This window comes from Cohnella luojiensis (assembly GCF_004564235.1).
Classification (GTDB): domain Bacteria; phylum Bacillota; class Bacilli; order Paenibacillales; family Paenibacillaceae; genus Cohnella; species Cohnella luojiensis.
The window spans coordinates 1-601 of the sequence record NZ_SOMN01000088.1 but is presented as its reverse complement, the minus strand read 5'-3'; the positions used below and the strand labels follow the sequence as shown (position 1 = coordinate 601).

The following is a 601-nucleotide window of genomic DNA, read 5'->3' as shown; positions in this document are numbered from 1 at the left end:
ATAGTTCCACCCTTTGCGCTCCATATGCGCGAAATTGTTGTAGCTTTCATAACCTCGATCGGCAATCACGATGGTTTTGCCCTTGATGGGAGAACGGTCAACCATAGCTGCCAGCGCCCTTCCCTCGTTGCACAACCTTCGCGGCTGAACAATGGCATCCACGTAAAGTCTGTTGCACAAGTCATAGGCTGCGTTCAAATGCAGAAGGTTATAGCCTTTCGTGTTTGGTTGACTTTGAAAATAGGTGTCTGTGTCCGCAGCGTCCGTTGCGATATGCAAATCCGAACCGTCAATGGCAAGTAAGCGATACCCTCGGTAGTGCTTGATATCCGTATACGACTGCGTAAATTCGTGAAACAAGAATTCCAAAGCAGAGGGCAGGATTTTACTCCTCTGTTGGACAAAAGCAGAAGTCGTTGCGGTGTTTACGTCATAGCCCTGCGATTCCAAGAGTTCCTTATATAGGCTGTTACCGCCCATTGAGATTAAGAGTTGCATAACCGTTTCAAAGGGCAACTTTTTCTTTCGGGTAAAATCTTTTCTAGGGTTTTTGACATAAGGTGCTGGTGATGCTGACATTTCTCGTATGAGGGATGTCAGC

The 601-nt window shown here is 46.8% G+C and carries 1 protein-coding gene; it reads right to left on the bottom strand.

Annotated features, from left to right (window positions below):
* On the bottom strand, positions 1-601 hold a 601-nt coding region (locus tag E2980_RS23825; protein WP_135154700.1), incomplete at both ends, for a transposase.